The sequence below is a fragment of the Hymenobacter mellowenesis genome, from assembly GCF_030581005.1.
GTDB lineage: Bacteria > Bacteroidota > Bacteroidia > Cytophagales > Hymenobacteraceae > Hymenobacter > Hymenobacter mellowenesis.
This window is the reverse complement of the sequence record NZ_JAUQSX010000017.1, coordinates 68556-92175: the sequence shown is the minus strand read 5'-3', so window position 1 is coordinate 92175 and position 23620 is coordinate 68556. Positions and strand designations below refer to the sequence as shown.

The following is a 23620-nucleotide window of genomic DNA, read 5'->3' as shown; positions in this document are numbered from 1 at the left end:
GTCAGGCAGTCCCAAAATGGCGTTCTTGTGCCCTCAAAACTTCCTGATAAACCCATGAACGCCCACCTCGCCCGCCTCTGCCACCTGGCCGCCCAGCCCAGCCGCCGCATCATCGGCCTGATGTCGGGCACCTCGCTCGATGGGCTGGACGTGGCGCTGTGCCGCCTCAGCGGGCACGGCCCCGGCACGCGGCTGGAGCTGGAGCAGTTTCGCACGGTGCCGTATGACGAGGATACCAAGGCCCGCATCCGCCAGGTGTTTGCCCGCGAGCAGGTGAGTTTGGAATACCTCACGCTGCTGAACCCTTGGCTAGGCCAGTTGCACGCCCGCGCCGTGCTGGACTGTTTACAAGAGTGGCACATCAGCCCGGCCGACGTTGACCTCATCGCCAGCCACGGCCAGACCATTTACCACGCCCCGCGCCATCAGCACCAGCGCCCCGGTTTCGCTCTGAATGCCACCCTGCAGCTCGGCGACGGCGACCACGTGGCCGTGGGCACGGGCATCATCACGCTCAGCGACTTCCGCCAGAAGCACATCGCGGCCGGCGGCGAAGGCGCGCCCCTGGCCGCCTACGGCGACTTCCTGCTGCTCAGCAGCCCTGACGAGGAACGGCTACTGCTCAACCTCGGTGGCATCGCCAACTTCACCTACCTACCCCGCAGCGGCGGCGACGCCAGCACCGCCTTCAGCACCGACACCGGCCCTGGCAACACGCTGCTCGACGCGACCGTGCGCGCCCACTTTCCCGAACTGGCCTACGACGAGGACGGCCGACTGTCCCTGGCCGGCCGCGTACATGAGGGCCTGCTCGCGGCCTTGCTCGACCACCCGTTTTTCGCTGCTCCGCTGCCCAAAACCACCGGACCCGAGCTGTTCAGCGCTGCTTATCTGACTGAAGCCCAACGCCGCAGCAATACCGAAACCCTGACGCTGGAAGACACCCTGGCCACGCTGGCCGAACTAAGCGCCGTGGGCGTAGCGCGGGCCGTGCAGGCGGCTTTTGCCGAGCGGCCCGCGCCCACGGCGGTGTACGCCAGCGGCGGCGGCGCCCACAACCCGGCCCTGATGGCGGCGTTGCAGCGGCATTTGCCGGCGGCGCGCTTTGCCAGCACCGATGCGCTGGGCGTGTCGGGCGACGCGAAGGAGGCCATTCTGTTCGCTGTGCTGGCCAATGAGGCCGTGGCGGGCCAGCCGGTAGCTATTGGCGCGGGGCGGCAGCGGGTGCCGGCCGTGGGCATGGGCAAGGTGTCGTTCCCGGGCTGAATAGGCAACCTCTCAACGTCATGCAGAGCGCAGCGAAGCATCTCGCGTGCCGCCACTAATCAATAATTGCTACTCCATGCGAGATGCTTCGCTGCGCTCTGCATGACGTTCTTTCATTCTTCATACTTCCTGCTCCCACCCATGCAACGCACCACCCAAGCCGCCGTCGAAACCACGGGCACGCTGCCGCTAGCCGAGGCCTCGCAGCCGGGCCGCCTCATCAGCCTCGACGTGTTTCGGGGCCTCACCGTGATGGCCATGATTCTGGTGAACAACCCCGGCGACTGGGGCCACATCTACCCGCCGCTGGAGCACGCCGAATGGAACGGCTGCACGCCCACGGACCTGATTTTCCCGTTTTTCCTGTTCATTGTGGGGGTGAGCCTGGTGTATGCGCTCGATGGCATCAAGCAGCGCGGTGGGCCGCAGGGCGCGGTGCTGGGGCGGGTGCTGCGCCGGGCGGGCGTGCTGTTTGGCCTGGGCCTGCTGCTGTCGCTGTATCCGAAATTCAATTTCCCAGTGGTTCGCATCATGGGCGTGCTGCAGCGCATTGCGCTGGTGTTTCTGGGGTGCAGCTTTATCTTTTTGAAAACCAACTGGCGCACGCAGGTGGGGCTGATTATCGGTTTCCTCGTCGGCTACGCGGTGCTGATGCAGCTGGTGCCGGTGCCCGGCTTCGGCCCCGCCAACCTGGAGCCCGCCACCAACCTCGGCGCCTGGCTCGACCGCACCATCTTCACCGAGCCGCACCTCTGGAAGCAAAGCAAGACCTGGGACCCCGAAGGCCTGCTCGGCACCCTACCGGCCCTGGGCACCGGCCTGCTGGGCTGCCTCACCGCCCAATGGCTGCGGCGCAAAGACCAGGAGCCCGCCGCCAAAGTGGCCTGGCTGTTCGTGGCTGCGGGCGGGCTCATCATTCTCGGCCTGTGCTGGGCGCCGTGGTTCCCCATCAACAAAGCCCTGTGGAGCAGTTCCTACGTGCTCTACTGCGGCGGCCTAGCCATGGCGGGCCTGGCGGCGCTCTACTGGATTTGCGATGTGCAAGGCTATCGCGCCTGGACGCGCCCGGCGCTGGTCTACGGCGTCAATGCCATTCTGGTGTTCTGCCTCTCGGCGCTGCTATCGCGCACGTTCGGGCTGTTCAAGCTGGCCCTGCCCGGCGGCAAAACCGGTGGGCTGAAGGAGTGGCTCTACGAATGGGGCATCGCGCCGTTTTTCTCCGACCCGCGCAATGCCTCGCTGGTGGGCGCGGTCACGCTCATCGTCATCTGGTACTTCATTCTGAGCTGGATGTATAAGAAGGGCGTAGTGCTGAAGGTGTGAGCAGTAGACTTGCACACCATACTAGAACGTCATGCTGAGCGCAGCCGAAGTATCTCTACCACAATAGTAAATAATTACTCTCGTGGTTGAGATGCTTCGGCTGCGCTCAGCATGACGTTCTTTAGGTTTTGAAAGACCTATTTACTTCATGAAAATTCTCATCATCGGCGGCGGCAACATGGGCCTCACCTACGCCCGCAGCTTCGTGCGCGCCCACATCACCTCACGGCTCGACCTGCGCCTGCTGGCCCGCTCGCCGGAGCGGGTGCCGGCCCTGGCCGCCCACGAAATCGGCACGGTGTGGGGCTCGCCGGCCGAGTGCGTGCCGGGCGCCAGCATCATCATTCTGGCCGTGAAGCCGCAGGACTCCAAGGCCTTGTTTGAGGTGCTGCGCGACTACGTGCAGCCGCAGCAGGTCATCCTCAGCATCATGGCCGGCGTGCGGATTTCGACCATCCGGGAGGAGTTGGGCACGCCCAAAGTTATTCGGGCCATGCCCAACCTACCCGCCCAGATTGGCATGGGCATGACGGCCTTCACCAGCACCGACGAGGTGACCCGCGCCGAGCTAGTCCAGGTGCAAAACCTACTCAGCACCACCGGCAAAACGGTGTACGTGGAGGAAGAAAGCGCCATTGATGCCAGCACGGCCATCTCGGGCAGCGGCCCGGCTTACGTGTACTACTGCATGGGCGCCCTCATGGACGCGGCCACCCAAATGGGCTTCGCTCCCGCCGAAGCCGAGCTGCTGGTGAGCCAGACCTTCCGCGGCGCCGTGGAGCTGTACTCGCAATCGGGCCTGAGCTGCGAGGACTGGATTGCCAAAGTGGCCTCCAAAGGCGGCACCACCGAGGCGGCGCTCAAAGCCTTCGGCGCGGGCGCCGTGCGCGAAGGCCTCATGGCCGGGGCCGGCGCCGCGCGGGACAGAGCCGAGGAGCTAGGCAAGTAGAAGGCGCTGCATCCGAAGCAGGAACCAAGACTGGTTGCCGCGCCGTAAGCGTATTAGCTTATTGGTGCCACAGGCACCGGCATTTTGCTACCTTCGGATGTCTTTCCCTTCCAACCGAATAATATGCGTCCTCTACCTATTCTGATGCTCGTGCTGCTTGGCAGCCAGGCCGCGCTGGGCCAAGACTACCGAACACCCGCAAGTGGTGGCCCGCCAACCAAAGTGGTGCCCATCGACGTGGCGAAATACATGGCAAACGCGCGGAGTAATCAGCCGGCACCCCCTTCCACCCAGAACCTGGTGAGCCCCTTTGTGCCCAGTGATTACTTGTTCGTTGGCTGGACGCAGGGACTATTGCAGCCTTACGGCAACGGCGCACCGCAGCGGGCCTGGCTGAAATACAATGCCTTCAGCCACCAGCTTATTTCCCGCGCCTATGTGAGGGAAACCGAAGTGGTTAAGGTCGTAGACATGGACCTGTTGCGGGAATTCACCATTGGCGATTCGCTGCTGGGCTTGCGCCTGACGTACCGCCGCTACCTCAACGCGCGCGTGTTGAAAGCGTCGCTCCGCTCGGCTTTTTACGAGGTGCATTACGATGCGGGCAAAACGGCCTTGCTCTGCCAGCGCAGCCACACGCGTGGCCTACCGCAGGCAGGGGCGGGAGGCTTTTCGGGAAGCAAGGACATCTTGTCTTATTTCCTCAAAACTCCCGACAACCGCATTGTGCCCGTCAACCTGCGCCCGGCCGAAGTGTTGGCCGCTTTGGGTGCGCCGCACGCTACCGCTGCCACTACCTACGCCCAGCAGCAGCAGCTCGACCTGCATCGGGAAAACGATGTGGTGCGCCTGCTGGCCTATTGCGATACCCTGTAGCCTACGCCACCGAATACCCCGCGAAGTCCTTCCGCAGCTGCGTTTTCAGAATTTTGCCGGTGGCGGTGTGCGGCAAGGCGTCCACAAACTCCACGGCGTCGGGCTCGCTGAACCGGGCCACTTTGCCCCGGAAGAAGGCCAGCATTTCTTCCTTCGACACGTCCAGCCCCGGCCGGCGCACCACCACCAGCAGCGGCCGCTCGCTCCACTTGGCGCTGGGCACGCCGATGACGGCGGCCTCGGCCACGGCGGGGTGGGCCACGGCCAGATTTTCGAGGTCGATGCTGGAAATCCATTCGCCGCCCGACTTGATAACGTCTTTCGAGCGGTCGGTAATTTGCATGAAGCCATCGGGGGCAATGGTGGCCACGTCGCCGGTGCGGAACCAGCCGTCGGCCGTCATTTCGCCGGGCGTGGGCGCGCGGAAGTAGTCGCGCACCACCCAAGGGCCGCGCACCAGTAGGTCGCCAAAGGCCTCGCCGTCGTGCGGCAGTTCCTGGCCGTCGTCGCCCACAATCTTCATGTCGACCCCAAACACCACCCGTCCCTGCTTGGTCAGGATGGCCGCTTTTTCGTCGGCCGGCAGCGTCAGCTGATTGGCCTTGAGGCGGCTGGCGGTGCCCAGCGGGCTGGTTTCGGTCATGCCCCAGGCGTGGGTGATGGTCACGTTCAGCTCATCCACGAAGGCTTTCATCAGGGCCGGCGGGCAGCTGGAGCCGCCCACCACTGTGCGCCGTAGCGTACTGAACTTCCGGTGGCCTTCGCGCATGAACTGCAAGAGCGCCAGCCAGATGGTGGGCACCCCGGCCGAGAACGTGACGCCCTCGGTTTCCATCAGCTCATACAGGCTGGCGCTGTCCATACCCGCGCCGGGCAGCACCAGCTTGGCGCCGTTGAGCGGGGCCGCGTAGGGCAAGCCCCAGGCGTTGACGTGAAACATGGGCACCACGGGCATAATCACATCCAGGGCCGAGCAGCCCAGCGAATCGGGCAGCGAAATGCCCAGCGCGTGCAGCAGCGTGGAGCGGTGCGAATAGAGCACGCCCTTGGGCTGGTCGGTGGTGCCGGAGGTGTAGCAGAGCGAGCAGGCCGTGTTTTCGTCGAAGCTGGGCCACTCGTAATGGCCGTCTTCAGCTGCAAGCAAGTCCTCGTAGCTGCACAAACCGGGTAGGGCCGACTGCTTGGGCAAATGCTCCGGCCCAGCCATAAGCACCCATTTCTCCACGGTGGGGCACACGGGCGCCAGCCGCTCCACTAAAGGCAAAAAGGTCAGGTCGAAGAACAGCAGCCGGTCCTCGGCGTGGTTGATGATGTAGACGAGCTGCTCCGGAAACAGGCGCGGGTTGATGGTGTGGCACACCGCACCGATGCCCGCCACGCCGTAGTACAGCTCAAAATGCCGGTGCGTGTTCCAAGCCAGGGTACCCACCCGGTCGCCGTTTTCGATGCCGAGCCGGTGCAGGGCTTGGGCCAGCTGCTTGGCGCGGCGGTTGGCATCGGCGTAGGTATAGCGGTGGATGCCGCCCTCAGGCAGCCGCGACACGATTTCGGTATCGGAATGCCACTTGGCGGCGTGCTCGATGATTGTGGCCACGCGCAGCGGCTCGGCCATCATTAGTCCTAACATAAGAGGGCGGGGTGGGAATGAGAGTAGGCCCGTAAGGTAGCAGCATTGGCTGATTAAAACCCGGTTGGGAAATATTTTCGGCAGGCCCAGTTACGTTTTGCGGAGCTTGGCAGTAGACCGTCATGCAGAGCGCAGCGAAGCATCTCGCTTGCCACCACGAATCCATAACGTTGAAACGGCAGACTTACTACCCCACGCGAGATGCTTCGCTGCGCTCTGCATGACGTTCAAATCAACCGGTTTCCGTACCGCCGCTATCTTTCGCTCCATGCGTCTCCCCTACCTCCTTGCCTTGCTGGGCAGCCTGCTCAGCAGCCCGACTTTTGCCCAAACGCCCCTGCAGGTGGGCGACGTTCTGCCCAACTTCATGTTGCCGCGCGTGGTGAACCGCCCGGGCGGCACCTTCGCTTCGGCCGAAGCGAAGGGCAAGGTGCTGGTGCTCGAATTCTGGAGTACCACCTGCAGCCCCTGCATCCCGGCCCTGCAGCGGCTGGCCGACCTGCAACAGCGCCACCTGGCTGATTTGCAGGTGGTGGGCATTTCAACCGATTCGGAAACGCGCCTGCAGAAATTCTTGGCTAAGCGGCCCGTGGCAGTGCCCCTGGCTTCGGCTCCCGACCCGGCGCAGGACCTCAACCGCTGGTTTCCGCACCGGATTATTTCGCACACCGTTGTAGTCGATAAAAACCGGCGCGTGGTGGCCATCACCTCGCCCGAGCAGCTTACCGAGGCGGCGCTGCTGGCCGTGGCCACCGGCCAGCCCGTGCACCTGCGGCCGAAGCAGGACCTGCTCAACACCGACCCGATGAGCTACTTCCCGGTCGATACGGCCACGCGCTACGCCGTGAGCGTGCGGCCCTTCATCCAGGGGCTGCCGGGCATGATGCGCCCCGAGCGCAAGGGCCCGCTGGCTCGGCGGCGCCTCACGGCCATCAACCTCGACTACACTTCCCTCTTTCAATTAGCCTACGAAACCAGCTACTTCCGCATTCAAAACCAAATGCCCGACAGCCTGCGCCAGTACGACGACCTTTCCAAAGTCTGCCTCGATTTCATCGTGCCGCCCGGCCAGGAATCCCACCTGAAACCGCTGCTGCGCGAGGCCCTGCGCCAATACCTGCCGGTGCAGGCCACCTGGGTAACCACCACCAAACCCGCCTACGTGTTGCGCCGCCTAAAGAACGCGCCGTCTCTGCCCGCCTCTACCAAGCCCGAGCAGCTGAGTTTCGGCGGCGGCGAATTTACCATGCAGGGCAGCGCGCTGGAAAGCTTGCGCGCCTACCTCGAAAACGAGCTGCGGCTACCGGTAGTGGACGAAACCGGCCTGACCGGCCTCTACGACGTAGCCTTTGCCACGGAAGGCGCCGACGTAAAAACCTCCCTCACCGCCGCGCTGGCCAAGCTGGGCCTGGAAGTGGCGGCGGCGCCGCGCGAGATTCAGATGCTGCGCCTCGCGCCGGCCACTGCCGGCAAGTAAGAACCTAATAATAAACGTCATGCCGAGCGCAGCCGAGGCATCTCGCGTGCAACAAGTAATCAAACCCGTTTTCACGATTGAATTACTATTGCACGCGAGATGCCTCGGCTGCGCTCGGCATGACGTTTTTTTTTGCAAAAGCCAATAAGTAGGCATTTTCTGCAAAGCTCAGCCTACTTCGCTGCCTCAATAGCCAGCTGCAGCAGCGACGAGCGTACGCTCAGCTCGGTCAATTTATTATTCCGCCGCGTAGGGTGTACGCGGTTGGTGAGCAGAATCACCACCAAATCCTTCTCCGGCTCCACCCAGAAGTAGGTGCCCGTGAAGCCCGTGTGGCCGTAGCTGCGCTGAGAGGCCGATTTGGCCGAGTTCACCGTGGGGTTGGCCGCCGGGCGGTCGAAGGCCAGGGCGCGGCGGTTGTCGGGGCAGAACTGGCAGCGCGTCCACTCGTCCATGATGGTTTTGTCGAACAGCTGCTGGCCGCCGTAGCGCCCGCCCCAGGCGTAGGTCTGGGCCAGCTTGGCCACGTCGTTAGCATCGCCAAACAGACCGGCGTGGCCCGAAAGGCCGCCGAGCAGCGCCGCGCCCTCGTCGTGCACCGTCCCGTGCAGCAGCTGGCGCCGGAAGGCCGAATCGACTTCGGTGGGCACGATGCGCTTCAGCGGAAAGCGGTTGGTGGGCCGGAAGCCCAGCGTGGTGGCGCCCAACGGCCGGTACACCTGCTGCTGCAAAAACGCGTCGAACGTCTGGCCCGTGCGGGCCTTTACTAACTCCGGGTAGAGAATGAACGACAAATCGGAGTACACATACCCGGGCTTTTCATTGAGCGGCGACTCCCCGATTTCCTTGTAAATACGCGCCGGCAAATCCTTGCGCGCCCACAGCCCGGCCGCCGTCGGCAGCGGAAACCGCGCCGACGAATCGGCCCGGAAATAGCGCCGCCGCAGCTCCCCGTTCTTCTTCCGCAGCTCCTGCCAGAACGGAATCCAGGCCTTGAGGCGGGCCTGATGGGCCAGTACGTCGCGCATCTTCAAATCGGCCTTGTTGGTGCCGCGTAGGAAGCTGAAATAGTTACCCATCGCGCTGTCGGGGCTGAACTTGCCCTGGCCCTGCAGCCGCAGCAGCGCCGGCGTGGCGGCCATGAGCTTGGTCATGGAAGCCAGGTCGTAGAGGTCGTCGTTGTGCACCGGACGCGGCACAGTCACTGATTTGTCGGCATCCGCGACTTTGGGCTTTTTCTTAGCATCAATTGTCGCCGCGTCACCGAAGCCCGCATACGTCTGGTTACCATAGCTTTTGCGGAGCACCACTGTGCCGCGCCGGGCAATGAGCACCTGCCCGCCCGGGAAGGCCTGCGCCGCCAGCGCCCGGCCCACGAGGCTGTCGACGCGAGCTTCGAGGCGCGGGTCCATGCTTTCGTCCTCGGGGTTGGCGTAGCGGAGGCGTAAGCCCGGCGCGGTGCGCAGCCCGAAGCCACGCGGGTATCGGTCGCTCACCGTCACGGGCAGCCGGCCGGTGGCCCCGATGCCGCCAAAAATGGCCTGGGCGGCCAGACTTTGGGCATTTTCGCTTTCCTGGTAGGCCAGCACCACGGCGGCGGCACGGTCGAGGTCGCGCACCTTGGCCACGGCGTAGGCCGAGCCGAACACGCTGAGCACCAGCGTTTGCTTCTGGTCGGCCAGCTCGCGCAGCAGCAGGTTGTCTTCGGGGGTGATGCCGAAGCTGGTGGCGGGCAGGCGGCCCAGGCTTTGCAGCCCCACCAGAATGACGTTGTACGGCTTGAGGGCGGCGCGCAGCTTCGTTAATTCATCGAGCGTAGGCGTGGCCGAAATGTGGAAATGCGCGGCCGGCGCGTAGTCGGCCACCGCTTTCTGGAAATCGGTGGTATCGCGCGGCGAGCCGCCCAGCACCAGCGTGGCAATGCGCAGCGTGTCGAGGCGCTGCAGCGGCAGCAGGTTCTTCTGGTTGCGCAGCAGCGTGATGCTCAGCTCGGTGAGGCGGTGGCTGAGGTACTGGGCGTGCGGCGGGTTGAGGTCTTCGTAGAGGTTCTGGAGCTTGATGGGCCGGTAGTGGTTCAGGCCCGACCATTGCTTGAGGGCCAGCACGCGGCGGCAGTGCACGTCGATTTCCTGCTGGGTGAGGCGGCCGCTGTCCACGGCCGCGCGCACCATGCGCAACGCCAGTGGAATGTTCTTGCTGAACTCCAGAATATCGTTGCCGGCCATGATGGCACGCACGTCGGCCTCGCCGGGCGGGAACATGCTGATGACGCCGCGCATATTCATGGCATCGGTGAAAATCAGGCCTTTAAAGCCCATTTCATCGCGCAGCAAATCCGTAATGATGGGCTTCGACAAGGTGCTAGGCCCGCTCACCGTGTCTAAGGCCGGCACGTTGAGGTGGGCCACCATCATGCCGCCCAGCCCGCCGGCCATGAGGCTGCGGAAGGGCGGCAGCTCCAGCGAATCGAGCCGGCGGCGGTCGACGCGCACCGTGGGCAGGGCCAGGTGGGAGTCGGCGTCCACGTCGCCGTGGCCGGGGAAGTGCTTGGCCACGGCCAGAATGCCGGCATCCTGCATGCCGCGCATGTACTGCCGGCCGTCGCGGGCCACGGCCGCCGGGTTTTCGCCCCAGCTCCGGAAGCCGATGACGGGGTTGGCGGGGTTGTTATTGACATCGACCACCGGCGCGAAGTTGACGTGCATGCCCAGGCGCTTGAACTGGTGGGCAATTTCGCGGCCCATGTCGTAGAGCAACGTGGTGTCGGTTTCGCCGCCCAGGCTCATCTGGTACGGGAATTTCACGATGCTGTCGAGGCGCATGCCCACGCCCCATTCGCCGTCCAGGGCCACTAGCAGCGGCACTTTCGATTGGCTCTGGTAGCGGTTCAGCAGCTTGGCCTGCCGCACCGGCCCGCCCTGAAAGAAGATGAGCCCGCCGATGCCGTACTGCTTAATAAGGGCCGAAATCGAGTCCTCATCTACCCGGCGGCGGTTGGAATACGCGGCCACCATGAACAGCTGCGCGGCGCGCTGGTCGGGCGTGAGCGTCCGCATCACGCTATCGACCCAGGGCGAGTGCAGGTAGCGGGTGAAAGCCGGGGCCTTGGCGGCGGAAGGCGCCGTTTTACGGACGGCGGCTTTGGCCGTGGCGCGACGGGCGGCCTCTACGCGGGGAATGGTGGGGCGGCGTACCGGGCCGACTGGCCGGCGCTGAGCCGTGGAGAACAGGGGAAGCGCCAGCAGCGAAAGCAGCAGCAGGAAGGTGGGAATTATTGTGCGCAAGGGAAGGGCGTTTTTTTTACAAAAGTACCGCCTTTCCGCAACGTGCGCCGGGGCGTATGCGGGGACCTACCTGAGCCGATTTTTCCGCAAACCCGTAGTAAGCACCAGAATTAGCCCGTTTATTCACCATTCACTGGTCTTATGCTGCGTCTTCATTCTTCTTTACCAAAGCATCTTTCGGGCATGCTGGCCGCAGTTAGTGCGGCTCTTCTGTTGGGGGCCTGCAGCGGCAACGCGCCGCTGGAACAGTCAAGCGGCGGCTCGGGCCGCTCCACGGCAGTGCAGCTCGACACCACCGCCACCCTGCCCACCGAAAGCTGCCGCCTGCTGACGGCCCGCGAGGTGGGCGACCTCACCGGGCAGGCCGTGCAGCAGCAGGCACAGGGCGAGGGCTGCCGCTTCGTGCAGGCCGACCAGCCCGCCAGCCCCGATGCGGTGGTAGTGGTTTCGTACCGGCCAGCCTCGGCCTTTGCCATTATGCAAACCGGCAACCGCCTGAAGCGGCGCAATATTCTGGCGGTGAATGGCCTGGGGCACGAGGCGTATTATGATGATACCCACGGCGATTTGTACGTGGGACTGCCCGAGCGCACGCTCGTCATCGGCCTGCCGCGGGCCGACCGCAACTACTCGCGCTGGCAGGTGGCCAAGGCGCTGGGCCAGCTGGCCGTGGCGCGCCTGGCGGCCCCGGCAGCCGCGACGCCCGCGCAGTAGCCGGCGGGAGGTGGGAGCGTGTCAGGCGGTTTCGTAGCTTGCGGCACATTCCCATTCCTTATGAAAAAACTTGCCCTTGCTGGCCTTGTCGCTGCGGCGCTCACCACGGCCTGCAACCAAACCAAAACCACCGAAACCACTACAAGCAGCGCCCCCGGCACGGCGGCCCCGGCCGACTCGGCCAAGGGCCTGAACGGCTTGTTTGCCAGCTTCTGGGAGCAGCAGTCGCGGCTCGACCCGCTTTCGGCCACGGCCCAGGGCGACAACCGTTTCAACGACCGCCTGCCCAACGACCAGACCCAGGCCTTCCGGGACACGTTGCGCACTTTTTACCAGGATTATCTGGGGCGGCTGGGCAAGTTCGACCGGGCAGGGCTGGACGAGAACGACAAAATCAGCTACGACATCTTTCAGTATGACCTCAAGCAGCGCGTGGACGGGCTGAAGCTCAACACCTGGATGATGCCGTTTCAGCAGTTCTGGGGGCTGCCCATCAGCATGGGGCAGTTTGGCTCGGGGCAAGGCAATCAGCCGTTTAAGACGGTGCAGGACTACGACAACTGGCTGGGCCGGGTGCGCGGCTTCACGGTGTGGGCCGACTCGGCCATCGGCAACTTCCGGCGCGGCATGAAAGCCGGCGTGGTGCTGCCTCGGGCGCTGGTGGTGAAGATGATTCCGCAGATGCGCGGCGTGCTAGTGAAGGATAGCGCCATGATTTCAGGACGTAAGCCCCTAGTGGTGAGTGACCCCGACAACTCCTTATTTATTAGTCCCATTAAAAGCTTTCCCAAAGAGTTTTCTTATGACGATAAAAAGCGTCTGAGCGATGACTACCGAAAGGCCATCATGACGGAGTTGGTACCAGCATACAGCAAGCTGGCCACCTTTTTACAGAAAGAATACCTGCCCAAATCCCGCGCCACCAGCGGCATCAACGCCGTGCCCGGCGGGCCGGAAATCTACCGCTACTACGCCAGCTACTGGACCACAACCGACAAAACCCCGGCCGAAATCCACGCCCTGGGCCTGCGCGAGGTGGCCCGCCTGCGCGCCGAAATGGAGCGCATGAAAGCCCAATTGGGCTTCAAGGGCACGCTGCGGCAGTTCTTCGAGAGCCTGAAGCACGACCCCAAGGCCATGCCCTTCAAAACGGCCGAGGAAGTGCTGGCGGGCTTCCGCCGCATCCAGGAAACCATCGACCCGAACCTGAAAAAGATGTTCGGCCGCGTGCCCAAGTCGCCGTTTGAGATTCGGCGCACTGAGGCCTTCCGGGAGGCGTCGGCTTCGGCCGAGTACAACCAGGGCTCGCCGGACGGCACGCGGCCGGGCATTTTCTACGTGCCCCTGCCCAAGCCTGCCGAGTACAACGTGACGCAGGGCATGGAGTCGCTGTTTTTGCACGAAGCCATTCCCGGCCACCACTACCAGATTTCGCTGCAGCAGGAAAACACCAGCCTGCCAAAGTTCCGCCAGTTTGCCGGCTACGGCGCCATGACGGAAGGCTGGGCGCTCTACTGCGAAAGCCTGGGTAAGGAGTTGGGCCTCTACAAAGACCCCTACCAGTACGTGGGCGCGCTGAACGACGAGATGCTGCGCGCCGTGCGCCTGGTAGTGGACACCGGCCTGCACACCGGCCAGCTCACCCGCGAGCAGGCCATCGCCTACATGCTCGACAACATGCCCGCCAGCGAGGAAGACGACACCTCGGCCATCGAACGCTACATGGCCATTCCGGGCCAGGCGCTGGCCTACAAAATCGGCCAGCTGAAAATTCAGGAGCTGCGCGCCCGCTACGAAAAGCAGCTGGGCAGCAAGTTCTCCCTCAGCAACTTCCACGACGAGCTGCTGAAGGATGGCGTGATGCCGCTGGCCGTGCTCGAAACCAAGATGGACGCCTGGGCGAAGAGGCAATAGCTGAGCAATGAGAGACGAAAAGTGAGAAATGAGCACGTCATGCTGAGCGCAGCCGAAGCATCTCTACCGCAATACTAAAATTAATTAGTTGCGCGGTAGAGATGCTTCGGCTGCGTTCAGCATGACGTGCTGGATTCAGCAACTGCGCCAAATAGCAAAAACCCCGCGCCGACTGAACCCGGCGCGGGGTTTTTGCTGTATAGAATTGGAATAAATGTAGGCCTATGCGCCAAATCAGCGTAGATTGCCAGCTTATTTAGTTTTTGATGCGGAAGTTGGTTTTTGTTTTGCTGGCGGCATTGGGGCTGCTGGCGCGGCCGGCCGGGGCCCAGGCGCCCCCGGCCAGCCGCGCCAGTGCGGCATCGGTGCTGCTGGCCAATTTGTTTAATACTTATTGGGAAGACCGCGCCCGGCTGTTTCCGCTGGCGGCTATGGCCCAGGGCGACAACCGCTTCAACGACCGCCTGCCCAACGACCAAACCCAGGCCTTCCGCCAGCAGCAGCAGCGCCTCTGCCGCCGCTACCTCAACGACCTGCTCAACATCGACCGGGCCCGCCTCTCGGCCGAGGACAAGCTGAGCTACGACATCTTTCAGTACGAAATGCGGACCCGCCTCGACGGGCTAAAGCTGAACACCTGGATGATGCCGCTGGACCCGTTTTTCAGCGTGCCCAACACGCTGGCCATGCTGGGCACGGGCACCGGCGCGCAGCCCTTCCGCACGGTGCGCGACTACGACAACTGGCTGGCGCGGGTCGACCGCTTTCCGGTGTGGGCCGACTCGGCCATGGCCAATTTCCGGCTGGGCATGAAGGCGGCCGTGGTGCTGCCCCGCGTGGTGGTGCAGCGCATTGTGCCCCAGCTGCAGGCCCAGGTGACTTCCGACGTGATTCGCAGCCCGTTCTACGGGCCGGCCCTGCGCTTTCCGGCCAGCTTTTCCGACGCCGACAAGGTGCGGCTCTCGGCGGCCTACCAGCAGGCCATTGCCACCGACCTGGTGCCCACCTACCGCCGGCTGGCCGACTTTCTGCAGAACGAGTACCTGCCCCAGGCCCGCACCAGCACCGGCCTGAGCGACGTGCCCGGCGGCGCCGAGATGTACCGCTACGACGTGCGCCTGATGACCACCACCGACCGCACGCCCGACGCCATCTACCAAACCGGCCTGGCCGAGGTGAAGCGCATCCGGACCGAGATGGAGGCCATTCGGCGGCGTGTGGGCTACCGGGGCACGCTGGCGGGCTTTTTCACTTACCTGGGCAGCAACCCTCGGTTTATGCCCTACCAAACGCCGGAGCAGGTGCTCGCGGCCTTTCGCAGCATTGAGGCCCGCGTGGCACCCAACCTCACGCGGCTGTTTGGCCGGGTACCCCGGTCGCCGTTCGAGATTCGCGAAACCGAGAAGTTTCGCGAAGCCACGGCCACGGCCGAGTACAACCGCGGGGCGCCGGACGGCTCCCGGCCGGGCATTTTCTACGTGCCCATTGTCGATGCCACCACGTTCAACGTGACGTCGGGCATGGAATCGCTGTTTCTGCACGAAGCCATTCCCGGACACCACTACCAACTCTCTTTGCAGCAGGAAAATACCGCCCTGCCCAAATTCCGCCGCTTTGCCGTGTACCCGGCTTTCAGCGAGGGCTGGGGCTTGTACTGCGAATCGTTGGGCCGGGAGCTGGGCCTCTACGCCGACCCCTACCAGCGCATGGGCGCGCTGGGCGACGAAATGCACCGCGCCCTGCGCCTGGTGGTGGATGTGGGCCTGCACACCAAGGGCATGACGCCCGACCAGGCCGTGGCCTACCTCATGGCCAACGAGCCCATCAGCGAGCAGGCCGCCACCGCCGAAGTGGAGCGCTACCTCGCCCTGCCCGGCCAGGCCCTGGCCTATAAAGTGGGCGCTCTGAAACTGAGCGAGCTGCGCGCCCGCTACGAACAACAGCTGGGGCCGAAATTCAACCTGCGGGCGTTCCACGACGAGATTCTGGCCGGCGGCAGCATGCCGCTGGCCATTCTGGAGCGCCGCATGGATGCCTGGGCCGTGCGCCAGCGCTAGGCCGACTATCGGCTTCGCAACAGCACAGTAAAGAAGGAATCAGGCATGGAAATATCCGACTTACATTGCCGGACAATTCTGATTTTTAGCCAAATTTTCTTTCGAATGATTTCATTCTTTACTTCTGCCCAACGCTGGGCAACCGGGCTGGGCTTGGGTCTTTCGCTGGCCCTGCTCCCTGCTGCCAGCCACGCCCAAACCGCTCCGCCCGTGACCGCGCCGCTCGATATGGCGGCCGTGGACGCCGTGGTGGCCCGCACCCTCAAGGGGTTCGATGTGCCGGGCATTGCCGTGGCCGTGGTGAAGGACGGACAGGTGGTGATGGCCAAGGGCTACGGCGTCAGCTCGCTGGCTACCAAGGCGCCGATGGATGCCAACACGCTGGTCGGCATTGCTTCCAATACCAAGGCCTTCACGGCCGCCGCGCTGGGCTTGCTGGTGGACGAGGGCAAGCTGCGCTGGGACGACAAGGTGACCGACTACATTCCCGAGTTCCGGATGTACGACCCCTACGTAACGGCCGAGTTCACGGTGCGCGATTTGCTGTGCCATCGCAGCGGCCTCGGGCTGGGCGCCGGCGATTTGATGTTCTTTCCGGATTCCAGCAACTTCACCGTCAAGGATGTCATCCATAACCTGCGCTATTTCAAGCCAGTGTCGTCGTTTCGCAGCAAGTTCGATTACGACAACAACCTGTACATCGTGGCGGGCGAAGTAGTGGCGCGCATCGCGGGCCAGCCGTGGGCCGATTTCGTGGAAGCCCGCCTTATCAAGCCGCTGGGTATGACGCGCACCGCCACCGATTTCACACGCCTGCCCGACCCCACCAACGCGATTGATGCCCACGGCCGGGTGGATGGCAAGGTGCAGGTTATTCAGCGCGACCGGGCGGCGGTGGCCGCGCCCTGCGGCGGCATGTACAGCAGCGTGAACGACCTGAGCAAGTGGGCTCTGATGCTGCTGGGCGGGCCCGGCGCCCCCGCGCCGCTGCTGAAACCCCGGACGCAATGGGAGCTGTGGTCGCCGCAAACCATTCTGCCGGTGGGCCCCGGCCCGTCGCCCTACAACACGCACTTTTACGCCTATGGCCTGGGCTGGTTTCTGAACGACGCGCGGGGCTACAAGGTGGTATCGCACACCGGCGGCGAAATTGGCATGGTGACGAAAGTCCAGCTGGTGCCCGAGCTACACCTAGGCATCATCGTGCTCACCAACCAAGAAGAAGGATTGGCTTTCAATGCCATAACGAGTCACATTCTGGACCATTACCTGGGCGTGAGCGGCCAGGACCGGGTGCAGGAAATGCTCGGCTATAAGCAGGCCGGGGCGGCCGAATCGGACAAGGTGCTGGCCGCTGCCTGGAAGCAAGTAGCCGCTGCCCAGAAAGCTGCCCCCAAAAAGCCGGATTACCGCGCCTACGTGGGCCGCTACCACGACACCTGGCTGGGCGACGTGAACGTGTACCAGCAGGGCCCGCAGCTCTGGCTGCGCGCGGTGCGCGCGCCGCGGCTGGTGGGCCAGGTGCTGCCCTACCGCGGCAGCACCTACGTGGTGCGCTGGAAGGCCCGCAGCTTCAACGCCGATGCCTTCGCCACCTTCACCCTCGATGGTGAGGGCCGCGCCTCGGGCCTGAAAATGAAGCCGATTTCGCCCGCCACCGATTTCAGCTACGACTTTCAGGACTTGGATTTGCAGCGGGTGGCCGAGCCGGCTTCGGGTGCGGGCCAGTAAGCCGCCTGGTCTTCATGGGCTTTGCAAGCGGCCGGCTGGGCTGCCGCGCGGACCGCGCCGGCCGGCAAAGCCCCACGCGAAGCAACCGGGTAACGGCAGCAGCGTCTTTCCGGTTGGTGCTACTAAAAAAAAGCCCTGGCAGCGGGGCTTTTTTCTTGCCCGGTGCCGGGCCACGCAAACGCCGAACTGCACTACCTTTCACGTCTGATTTCATTTGAATTCCCGCTTTTTGCTAAATCTTATGCCCAAGTCTGTACCGGCCCTGTTCGCGGCCGCGTTTTTTGTTTCGGCCACTGCCGGGGCGCAGCAGCGACCCGCCCGCACGGCCGAGGACTACGCCCGCGCCGAGCGGTTTATGAGCTACAATACCCAAGCCCTGGTGGACCACAGCGCCGGCCAGCCTAACTGGCTACCCGGCGACCGGTTCTGGTACCGCGTGCTCACGGCTCAGGGCAGCGAGTTCATCCTCGTGGACCCGGCCCGCAAAACCCGCACCGTGGCCTTCGACCAAGCCCGGCTGGCCACGGCGCTGTCGGCGGCCAGCGGCAAAACCTACGAGGCCAGCCGGCTGCCCTTCCGCAGCATTGAGTTTTCGCCCGATGCCAAGGCCATTTCCTTCGCGGCCAGCGGCAAAAGCTGGAAATACGACGTGGTGAGCGGCAAAATCAACCCCGAGACGGCGCCGGCCACCAGCCCGGCCGCCAGCGCCAATACCGCCAACGAAGAGGTATCGCCCAACGGACAGCTGGCCGCCTTCATCAAGGACGACAACCTATGGGTGCGCGACACGAAGACTAACCAAACCACGCAGCTCACCACCGACGGCGCCAAGGACTACGGCTACGCCACCGACAACGCCGGCTGGACGCACAGCGACAAGCCCATCCTGCGCTGGTCGCCGGACTCGCGCAAAATTGCCACCTTCCGGCAGGACCAGCGCAACGTGGGCGACATGTACCTCGTGACCACCAACGTGGGCCATCCAACCCTGAAAAGCTGGAAATACCCGCTGCCCGGCGACAAGGACATTGCCCTGATTGAGCGGGTCGTCATCGAAGTGAACCCGGCCAAAGTGGTGCGTTTCCAGATGGCGCCCGACCCGCACCGCGGCTCCCTCTCGGACGATATTTCGAGCAGCGGCACCTTCGATGATGTGGACTGGAGCCCGGACGGCCGCGAGCTGGCGTTTGTATCGACGTCGCGCGACCATAAGGAGGAGAAAGTGCGGGTGGCCGATGCCGCCACTGGCACAGTGCGCGACGTGTTTACCGAGACGGTAGCCACGCAGTACGAGTCGGGCCAGGGCGCTATCAACTGGCGCTATTTGCCCAAGACCAAGGAAATGGTCTGGTATTCGGAGCGCGACAACTGGGGCCATTTGTACCTGTATGACGCCGGCAGCGGCAAGGTAAAGAACCAGATTACCAAGGGCAATTTTGTGGTGACGCAGCTGCTGAAAGTGGATGAGCAGAAGCGTCAGGCTTATTTTCTGGCCGATGGCCGCGAGGCCGGCAATCCCTACTTCACCCACCTCTACCGCATCGGGCTCGATGGCAAAAACCTCACCCTGCTCACCCCCGAAGCCGGCAACCACCAGGTGATGATGTCGCCCTCGGGCCGGTACTTCGTGGACACCTACTCGCAACCCGACAAGCCGGGCGTGACGGTGCTGCGCAGCGCCGATGGCAAGCTGCTCTCGACGCTGGAGAAAACCGACATCTCGCGCCTCACCGCCACCGGCTGGAAAGCCCCCACGCCCATCACGGTGAAAGCGGCCGACGGCCAGACCGATTTGTACGGGCTGATGTTTACGCCGACGACGCTGAACCCGAGCCAAAAGTATCCGATTATCAATTACATCTACCCCGGCCCGCAGGGCGGTGGCGTGGGCAGCTGGTCGTTTGTGGCCGGGCGGAGCGACCACCAGGCCCTGGCCGAGCTGGGCTTTGTGGTGGTGGTGATTGAGGGCAGCTGCAACCCCCTGCGCAGCAAGAGCTACCACGATGCCTGCTACGGCAACATGGCCGAAAACACGCTCTCGGACCAGATAAGCGGCATGAAGCAGCTGGCGCAGAAATATGCGTACATCGACTTGGACCGGGCCGGCATCTGGGGGCACTCGGGCGGCGGCTACGCCACGGCAGCGGCCATGTTCCGCTACCCGGACTTTTTCAAAGTGGGCATCTCGGAATCGGGCAACCACGAAAACCGCAACTACGAGGACGACTGGGCCGAGCGGTACATCGGCCTGCTCAAAACCAACGCCGACGGCACCACCAACTACGACAATCAGGCCAACGCCCTCTTCGCCAAAAACCTGAAAGGCAAGCTCATGCTGGCCCACGGCCTGATGGACGACAACGTGCCGCCCTACAACACGATGCTGGTGGTGGAAGCCCTCACCAAAGCCAACAAGAGCTACGACCTGGTGGTATTCCCCAACGCCCAGCACGGCTACGGCGCCTACTCGCCCTATATGACGCGCCGCCGCTGGGACTACTTCGTACAAAACCTGGCCGGCGCCGACGCCCCGCACGACTACCAGATGACGCCCAAGCCCGACCCGCGCAACGCCGTGCAATAGGTGAATTAACGATTAGACAGGAAGGATAAAAGGAACGTCATGCTGAGCGAAGCCGAAGCATCTCTACCGCACCAGTAATCCAATCGACAGGGTTTACTATTGCGGTAGAGATGCTTCGACTGCGCTCAGCATGACGTTCTTTCTATGAAAATTCCCCAACCTCAACCACTTCTGCTACTCCGACTTCTCGGGCTGCTCACGCTGCTGCTCCTCCCCTACCTCAGCCCCGCCCAGCGCCGCTTCGAGCTGGCCGACATCAGCCGCGTGGTGAACGTGGGCGACCCGCAGCTTTCGCCCGATGGCAAAAGCATTATGGTGGTCGTGTCGCGCCCCAACCTTGCCGCCAACCGCAGCGAGGCCGAGGTGGTACTGGTGGATGTGGCCAGCGGCCGGCAGCGCGTGCTGGTGGCCGGCCGGCCCACCGTAAAGCAGCCGCGCTGGTCGCCCACCGGCGACCGGGTGGCCTTTCTGGGGCGCACCGGCACGGGCAAGGAGGCGCACACCCAGCTTTTTGTGCAGAACCTGGCATCCGGCGACGTGCGCCAGTTGACGACGGCCGTTGAAAACGTGCAGCTATACAGCTGGAAGCCCGATGGCACGGCCCTCGCCTATTCATCAGCCAATGCGCCGGCCAACGCGGCGGAAGTGGCACGCGGCAACGACAGCTTCGAGGTGGGCAACGGCAGCATGACCGTCACCGCGCCGCCCGCGCCCGACCACCTGTGGCTGGTGTCGGCCACCGATGGGCAGCCGGCCCGCCGCCTCACCAGCGGCCCGCTCAGCCTGCCCGACGACTCCTCCGCTCCCTTCGCTTGGGCGCCCGATGGCCGCACGCTGGCCTGCGTGCTCCGTCCCAGCGCCCAAACCGGCGACCAGGAAACGGCCGTCTACACGCTGGACGTAGCCAGCGGCGCGCTCCGTGAGCTGCCCGGCTCCCCGCACCGCGTCGACCTGCCCGCCTACTCGCCCGATGGCCAGTGGCTGAGCTACCAAACGCCGCGCGAGCCGCCATTTTTTGAGTCGCTGGAATTTGACGTGGTGCCAGTTGCGGGCGGCCCGGCGCGCCACCTCTGCCGGGCGCTTGACCGGAATTTGCAACGGGCAATTTGGAGCCCCGATAGCAAAAGCCTGTTTGTGGGCGGTAATGACGGACCAACGGTTTCCATCTGGCAGCAGGGCCTGGATGGCAAGAGCCGGAAGCTGAACCTAGGGCCGGTGTCGCCGAACGGCAGCTACTGGGTGGAAATGTCAATTGGCAAGCGCAACGCCGTCGCCGTCACGGCCAACGAGCCGGGCCGCCCGGCTGAGCTGTACTACATGGCCTCGCCCACTGCTACCCCGCGCCGCCTCACCGATTTCAACCACGAAACCGCCGCCCTGGCCCTGGGCCGCATGGAAGCCGTGGAATGGCAATCGGACCAGCTTCGGCCCAACGGCATCCTCACCTACCCGCCCGACTTCGACCCCGCCAAGAAATACCCACTGGTGCTGATGATGCACGGCGGGCCTTCCAACGCCTCACGGGCGGCCTTTTACGGGTTCGGGCAGGCGGTGGCGGCGCATGGCTACGTGGTGTTTCAGCCCAACTACCGGGGCTCCGACAACTTGGGCTACGCTTTCCAACGGGCCATTCGGGACGATGCGGGCGCCGGGCCGGGGCGCGATGTGCTGGCAGGCATTGCCGAGCTGGAACGGCGCGGCTGGGTCGATACGAGCCGGATTGCACTGTCGGGGGCCAGCTACGGCGGGTTTATGACGGCCTGGTTGATGGGCGAGCCACGCCGCTGGCGCTGCGCGGTGGCGGGTGCTGCGGTGGTCGATTTGCTTGACAGCTATAATCTGAGCGACAACAATGTATCAAACGCCGGGCACTACGGCCCCTCGCCCTGGCTGAGCGCCGCCAACCTGGAGCACTACCGGGTGCAGTCGCCGCTGGCGCGGGCCACGCGCTGGCGCACGCCCACGCTCATTCTACACAATGTGAACGACTTCCGGGTGCCCATCAGCAACGCCTACAAAATGTACCACGCGCTGAAAGACAACGGCGTACCGGTGCGCTTCATGGCCTTCCCCATCGCCGCCCACGTACCCGGCGACCCCGTGCGCAGCGCCGAGTGGAACCGCCTGTGGCTGGAGTGGCTCGACCGATATCTGGGGCCGGCTACGCCGGGACGCTAAATTTTACTGAACGATGTAGGGGCGGGGCTTGCCCCCGCCCGGTCGTTGGCGCCGTATGAACGGTTTCATTCAATGACGCGGACGCCCGGGCGGGGACAAGCCCCGCCCCTACATCGTTCTTGCTTGCACAGATGAAAAAGCTTCTCCTAACCACCTCCCGCCTCCTACTGGCCGGCCTGACGTTGGCCGCGCCCTTCAGTGCCTCCGCTCAGAAAAAGCCGGCTGCTAAACCTGCCAACGCCGAAAGCGCCATCCGCGAAGCCGACATCAAGCGCGACTTATTTGCGCTGGCTGGCGACCATTTTCGGGGCCGTGAGGGCGGTACGCTCGACGAGCTGAAAGCCTCCGTGTGGCTAGCCGACCAGATTCGGGCCACCGGCATGCTGCCGGCCGGCGATGACGGCACCTACTTTCAGTGGTTTAGTATGCAGCGTACGCGCCTGAGCAAAAGCAGTACGTTGCGCATTGGCAGTCATGAAATTAAACTGAACCAGGATGGCGCCGTGACGGCCCCCACCAACGCCAGCGTAAACGCGCCGCTGGTGTACGTGGGCACCGGCTCGGCGGCGGAATTGGCCAAAGTCGACATCAAAGGCAAGGCCGTGGCAGTGCAGATTGCGGGCGCGCCGACGGACGGCATCAGCTACCGGCGCTACGTGTTTGGCAAGTTCGTGGGGCAGGCCGGCGAGTTGGTGAAGGCCGGCGCCGTGGCCGTGGTGTTCGTGTCGGACCCCAAGCAACAGGCCCTCTACGACCATTGGAGCCACATTTACGAGCGGGGGCGCTACAGCCTGCCGGGCGCGGCCACCACCCAAGTGGTGAGCACGCCGCCGGTGGTGTGGCTGCCCGCCAGCGCCGCCAGCTGGGTGCAGCAGGCTGGCCAGCAGCTCACCGCCGAGCTGAAGGTGGAGAGCTTCCAGTACCCGTCGGTCAACATCGTGGCCAAAATGCCCGGCACCGATGCGCAGCTGAAAAAGGAGTACGTTCTCTTCAGCACCCACCAGGACCACGACGGCGTGCGCGCGCCCGTGGCCGGCGATTCTATCTACAACGGCGCCGACGACAACGCCACCGGCTGCGCGGCCCTGCTGGCCATTATGCGGGCCTTCCGGCAGCAGCCGGGCCGGCGCTCGGCGCTGTTTGTGTATCAGGGTTCGGAAGAGCGGGGGCTGATTGGCTCGACTTATTTTTCGGCCCACCCCACGGTGCCGCAGTCGTCCATTGTGGCGGTTTTGAATGCGGAGATGATGGGCCGCAACGCGCCCGACAGCGCCGCCCTGCTGGGCTCGACGCCGCCGCACATGAATTCGTCGGACCTCGTGCGAACCGCTCTGGCGGCCAACCAGGCCGGCCCTAAGTTCAAACTTGATACCGAGTGGGACAAGCCCACGCATCCCGAGGGCTGGTACTTCCGCTCCGACCATCTGCCGTATGCGCGGCTGGGCATCCCGGCCATCATGTACACCTCGTGGCTGCACGAGGATTACCACACGCCGCGCGACGAGCCTAGCCGCATCAACTACGCCAAGCTCACCCGTATGACCCGCTGGATGTACCTCACCGGCTGGGCCGTGGCCAATCGCACCGCGCCCCCGGCCCGGGAGCCCGGCTTCAAGCTGGAACGGTAGCTTGTAGCGTGG

General features: G+C 64.1%; 14 protein-coding genes. 12 read left to right on the top strand and 2 right to left on the bottom strand.

Going from position 1 to position 23620, the window contains the following annotated elements:
* Positions 1 to 54 precede the first annotated feature (54 nt).
* The 4 genes from Q5H92_RS24105 to Q5H92_RS24090 all read left to right on the top strand — a co-directional run bounded on the left by Q5H92_RS24105 (position 55) and on the right by Q5H92_RS24090 (position 4414).
* Positions 55 to 1266 (top strand): anhydro-N-acetylmuramic acid kinase, encoded by a 1212-nt coding sequence (locus Q5H92_RS24105; protein WP_305014138.1) that lies wholly within the window; start codon positions 55 to 57, stop codon positions 1264 to 1266.
* Between the two features lie 141 nt (positions 1267 to 1407).
* Positions 1408 to 2589: an acyltransferase family protein gene (locus Q5H92_RS24100; RefSeq protein WP_305014137.1), complete on the top strand. Its 1182-nt coding sequence runs from the start codon at positions 1408 to 1410 to the stop codon at positions 2587 to 2589.
* A gap of 148 nt (positions 2590 to 2737) precedes the next feature.
* Entirely contained in the window at positions 2738 to 3538 is an 801-nt protein-coding gene (gene proC / locus Q5H92_RS24095) for a pyrroline-5-carboxylate reductase (RefSeq protein WP_305014136.1), read from the top strand.
* Between the two features lie 123 nt (positions 3539 to 3661).
* Positions 3662 to 4414, top strand: coding sequence for a hypothetical protein (locus tag Q5H92_RS24090; RefSeq protein ID WP_305014135.1), 753 nt, complete (start codon positions 3662 to 3664; stop codon positions 4412 to 4414).
* 1 nt (position 4415) lies between these two features.
* On the opposite strand, the gene Q5H92_RS24085 is transcribed toward Q5H92_RS24090, so the two are convergent.
* Entirely contained in the window at positions 4416 to 6041 is a 1626-nt protein-coding gene (locus tag Q5H92_RS24085; RefSeq protein ID WP_305014134.1) for a 3-(methylthio)propionyl-CoA ligase, read from the bottom strand.
* 268 nt (positions 6042 to 6309) lie between these two features.
* Here Q5H92_RS24085 and Q5H92_RS24080 point away from each other — a divergent pair, with 268 nt between their 5' ends.
* Complete coding sequence (locus Q5H92_RS24080) at positions 6310 to 7518, top strand: redoxin domain-containing protein (protein ID WP_305014133.1); 1209 nt, start codon at positions 6310 to 6312, stop codon at positions 7516 to 7518.
* Between the two features lie 173 nt (positions 7519 to 7691).
* Here the strand turns inward: Q5H92_RS24080 and Q5H92_RS24075 are convergent, their stop codons facing one another.
* Entirely contained in the window at positions 7692 to 10802 is a 3111-nt protein-coding gene (locus Q5H92_RS24075; protein ID WP_305014132.1) for a serine hydrolase domain-containing protein, read from the bottom strand.
* Positions 10803 to 10985: 183 nt separating this feature from the next.
* Between Q5H92_RS24075 and Q5H92_RS24070 the strand changes: the two genes are divergently transcribed.
* From Q5H92_RS24070 to Q5H92_RS24040, 7 genes are all read left to right on the top strand, one after another.
* Positions 10986 to 11516 (top strand): hypothetical protein, encoded by a 531-nt coding sequence (locus tag Q5H92_RS24070; protein WP_305014131.1) that lies wholly within the window; start codon positions 10986 to 10988, stop codon positions 11514 to 11516.
* A gap of 60 nt (positions 11517 to 11576) precedes the next feature.
* Entirely contained in the window at positions 11577 to 13430 is a 1854-nt protein-coding gene (locus tag Q5H92_RS24065) for a DUF885 domain-containing protein (protein WP_305014130.1), read from the top strand.
* 266 nt (positions 13431 to 13696) lie between these two features.
* Positions 13697 to 15487: a DUF885 domain-containing protein gene (locus tag Q5H92_RS24060; RefSeq protein WP_305014129.1), complete on the top strand. Its 1791-nt coding sequence runs from the start codon at positions 13697 to 13699 to the stop codon at positions 15485 to 15487.
* A gap of 105 nt (positions 15488 to 15592) precedes the next feature.
* Positions 15593 to 17218, top strand: a complete 1626-nt coding sequence (locus tag Q5H92_RS24055; protein WP_305014128.1) for a serine hydrolase — start codon at positions 15593 to 15595, stop codon at positions 17216 to 17218.
* Positions 17219 to 17459: 241 nt separating this feature from the next.
* Positions 17460 to 19802 carry a S9 family peptidase gene (locus Q5H92_RS24050; protein ID WP_305014127.1) on the top strand — a complete coding sequence of 781 codons (2343 nt, stop codon included), beginning with the start codon at positions 17460 to 17462 and terminating at the stop codon, positions 19800 to 19802.
* 144 nt (positions 19803 to 19946) lie between these two features.
* Complete coding sequence (locus Q5H92_RS24045) at positions 19947 to 21980, top strand: S9 family peptidase (protein WP_305014126.1); 2034 nt, start codon at positions 19947 to 19949, stop codon at positions 21978 to 21980.
* Positions 21981 to 22111: 131 nt separating this feature from the next.
* Positions 22112 to 23608: a M28 family peptidase gene (locus tag Q5H92_RS24040; RefSeq protein WP_305014125.1), complete on the top strand. Its 1497-nt coding sequence runs from the start codon at positions 22112 to 22114 to the stop codon at positions 23606 to 23608.
* The last annotated feature ends 12 nt before the right edge of the window (positions 23609 to 23620 follow it).